Source organism: Gilliamella sp. CG22 (genome assembly GCF_046635725.1).
Lineage (GTDB): Bacteria > Pseudomonadota > Gammaproteobacteria > Enterobacterales > Orbaceae > Gilliamella > Gilliamella apicola_I.
On the sequence record NZ_JBIDFK010000022.1, the window covers coordinates 1 to 3,610 of the forward strand.

General features: G+C 34.9%; 6 protein-coding genes. All 6 read right to left on the reverse strand.

The genetic code is table 11. From position 1 onward, the window contains the following. Nucleotides 1-777, reverse strand: a 777-nt coding sequence (locus tag ACGH46_RS10910) for a hypothetical protein (RefSeq protein ID WP_411605636.1), incomplete at its 3' end; no start/stop codon positions are given. A gap of 90 nt (nt 778-867) precedes the next feature. Next, nucleotides 868-1,014, reverse strand: coding sequence for a hypothetical protein (locus ACGH46_RS10915; RefSeq protein ID WP_411605638.1), 147 nt, complete (start codon nt 1,012-1,014; stop codon nt 868-870). A gap of 106 nt (nt 1,015-1,120) precedes the next feature. Then, the gene (locus ACGH46_RS10920) at nt 1,121-1,810 is read right to left on the reverse strand and encodes a hypothetical protein (protein ID WP_411605640.1); all 690 of its coding nucleotides are present in this window, start codon (nt 1,808-1,810) and stop codon (nt 1,121-1,123) included. Then, nucleotides 1,807-2,496, reverse strand: coding sequence for a hypothetical protein (locus ACGH46_RS10925; RefSeq protein WP_411605641.1), 690 nt, complete (start codon nt 2,494-2,496; stop codon nt 1,807-1,809). Before ACGH46_RS10925 ends, ACGH46_RS10920 begins: the two co-directional genes overlap by 4 nt. Next, complete coding sequence (locus tag ACGH46_RS10930; RefSeq protein WP_411605642.1) at nt 2,493-3,182, reverse strand: hypothetical protein; 690 nt, start codon at nt 3,180-3,182, stop codon at nt 2,493-2,495. Before ACGH46_RS10930 ends, ACGH46_RS10925 begins: the two co-directional genes overlap by 4 nt. Before the next feature lie 9 nt (nt 3,183-3,191). Continuing rightward, nucleotides 3,192-3,610 (reverse strand): hypothetical protein (locus ACGH46_RS10935; protein WP_411605644.1); only part of this gene is annotated, 419 nt, incomplete at its 5' end.

Sequence of the window (3,610 nt, forward strand, 5' to 3'; positions counted from 1 at the left end):
TTTGCCCTGTGGCCAGTAATTAATTTGTAAATAAAGCTCTTCAATGCCGTCATAACAAAACTCGCCCATTTTATAAACAATTTTAAAATAACCCAGCTCTTGTTGTGTTTCTTCGTCAACCGCATTACTGTAAGCTTCAACTTTACCTATTTGGTTTATTTCTAATTCATTTCTTTCTGTTATCGGCTTTAATGGTTTTTCCCGTTTAATTAATAAATCCGTGGCTGAGCTATCGGCAAAGGTTAAAATTGGGTATAGTTTTCCTTTGCTTATGTGCAAGGTAATGGGCTCTTGATAGTCATAATTATAAGTGCGAAGCACCCCTTCGTAATGGCTCACGTCAGAATTATAATGAGGCAATGCCACCGACAGATAAATTTCGCGACTTCTGGCTTTAACACCCATTGCTTGTATTCCTGCAAGGTCAGGACAATCTTTATTTTTATATATGACTTTATATTGGTCTTTATATTTGTCTTTAATTTTGTCAATATTGTTGACACCTTCTAAATATTGACGCATTTTTTTGACATAATAAATCTTCTCTTTTTCTAACTGAATAGCAACATTAGCACCAAACATGGCAACCATAAAGTCATTAATTGCCATTGCCATACTGTCAAACGTAGGTAAATAAGGTAGACCTTTATCCGGGTGTTCATTTAAACCCAATAAACAGCGGTTAAACCAAAGTTGCATTTTATCCCATTTGTCTGATTTATCTTCAAAGATAATGAGTAAAATGACTGATACTACCCCCGCAATTAAACCTAACACAAAAATCCCCACCCCTAGCGGCCCTAAAAAGGCGGTTATTTGTAACCACGCACCTATCGTGCCGGCTAAGCTTAATACACCAGCCAGTACCTAAAGCCCTCCTGCTACACAATACGCTGTTTTGGTTGCCCCACTTTTTTGTTGTCCTTTGGCAATTAAGAAAATACCATCCATTATCGATATCGCACTACCTAATACACCCACGACACCCGCTACCATGGCAGAGGTTTTAAACACACCATTGACTAAAAGACTGAGATTGGCTTGTGTTGTAGCAACCTAACAGTGAACAGGTGATTAATGTCAGTAAGGTGAATTTAGTTAATTTTTTCATTGTGTGCTTCTAAGGTTTAATTAGTAAATAGGCTAAAGCTTCATGATATAACTCACCGTCATCGCCTTTTATAAAAGTAACAGTTTCTGGATAATTTTTTCCTGGCAATTTTACTTTTACCGTATATAAGGCATTAAGCTTATCTTGATTATTCAACACCCAATCAGGGGTATCCAATACCTGATAATCGATTTTTACATTAACTTGTGTTTCCTTTCTTCCTGTAAAACGACCTTTTTCATACGTTTTTTCTGTTATATCTTTTACTTTTACTATTTTTTTAGGGCCATAGCAAAATGAACTATTGTAAAAAGGTTTTCTCCCGCTATTCCCTCTATTATCAATAGATTGATGCCAGTATTCACGCCCCAAATCAGTTAAGTCATAGCGATAAATACCTGATTGCCCTTCAACCGGCGTTTGGCTTAATAAGCCTAATTCAGCAAACAGTGGTAAGGTTCGTGTCAGGTCTTCTTTATTCCAAACCGTCCATTGACTGTCACTTTCTAATACTGGTTCATCCGTATACGGTAGTTTTACTGAACCGAGAAAATAGCAAAAGTCACCTTTGGTTTTAGTGATTGATCTTGCCCTATCATATTCTTTTTGAATATGCTCCCTTATTTTTTCTTTGTTATAACAACCTAACAGTGAACAGGTGATTAATGTCAGTAAAGTGAATTTAGTTAATGTTTTCATTCCGTGCTTCTTGGTTTCACCAATAAATAGGCTAAGGGTTGATGATATAATTCACCGTCATCGCCTTTGATAAAAGTGATCTCATCAATATAAGTTTTTCCGGGTACTTTTACTTCAACTCTATATAAGGCATTAAGCTTATCTTGATTATTTAATGCCCAATCGGGGGTATCCAATACTTGATAATCGATATCGACATACACATTTGTCTGATTTCTTCGATATAACCCATTTTCATACGTCTTTTCAGTTATATCCGTTACTTTTACTATTTTTTTAGGGCCATAGCAAAATGAACTATTGTAAATAGGGTCTTTATCTCTATTATCAATAAATTGATGCCAATATTCACGCCCCAAATCGGTTAAGTCATAGCGATAAATGCCTGATTGACCTTCTACCGGTGTTTGGCTCAATAACCCTAATTCTGCAAACAACGGTAACGTTTTAAATAATCTATTTTTATTCCAAATCGCCCATTGAGTATCACTTTCTAATACTGGTTCATCCGTATACGGTAGTTTTACTGAACCAAGAAAATAACAAAAGTCGCCTTTAGCTTTATTTATGGCTCGTGATTCATCATATTCTTTTTGAATATGCTCCCTTAGTTTTTCTTTGTTATAACAACCCAATAGTGAACAGGTGATTAATGTCAGTAAGGTGAATTTAGTTAATGTTTTCATTCCGTGCTTCTTGGTTTCATCAATAAATAGGCTAAGGGTTCATGATATAACTCACCGTCATCGCCTTTTATAAAGGTAACAGTTTCTGGATAATTTTTTCCTGGCAATTTGACTTTTACTGTATATAAGGCATTAAGCTTATCTTGATTATTTAACGCCCAATCAGGCGTATCTAATACCTGATAATCAATTTTTACATCCACATTTGTCTGATTTTTTCGATATAACCCACTTTCATACGTTTTTTCTGTTATATCTTTTACTTTCACTATTTTTTTAGGGCCATAGCAAAATGAACTATTGTAAAAAGGTTTCTTCCATCTATTATCAATAAATTGATGCCAATATTCACGCCCCAAATCGGTCAAGTCATAGCGATAAATGCCTGATTGCCCTTCTACTGGCGTTTGGCTTAATAAGCCTAATTCTGCAAACAGTGGTAAGGTTTTCGCTAATTTACCTTTATTCCAACTCGCCCATTGAGTATCACTTTCTAATACTGGTTCATCCGTATACGGTAGTTTTACTGAACCAAGAAAATAGCAAAAGTCGCCTTTAGCTTTATTTGTGGCTCGTGATTCATCATATTCTTTTTGAATATGCTCCCTTAGTTTTTCTTTGTTATAACAACCTAACAGTGAACAGGTGATTAATGTCAGTAAGGTGAATTTAGTTAATTTTTTCATTGTGTGCTTCTAAGGTTTAATTAGTAAATAGGCTAAAGCTTCATGATATAACTCACCGTCATCGCCTTTTATAAAAGTAACAGTTTCTGGATAATTTTTTCCTGGCAATTTTACTTTTACTGTATATAAGGCATTAAGCTTATCTTGATTATTTAATGCCCAATCAGGCGTATCTAATACCTGATAATCAATTTTTACATCCACATTTGTCTGATTTTTTCGATATAACCCACTTTCATACGTTTTTTCTGTTATATCTTTTACTTTTACTATTTTTTTAGGGCCATAGCAAAATGAACTATTGTAAAAAGGTTTCCTTCCACTATTCCCTCTATTATCAATAGATTGAAACCAATATTCACGCCCCAAATCGGTTAAGTCATAGCGATAAATGCCTGATTGCCCTTCTACCGGCGTTTGGCTTAATA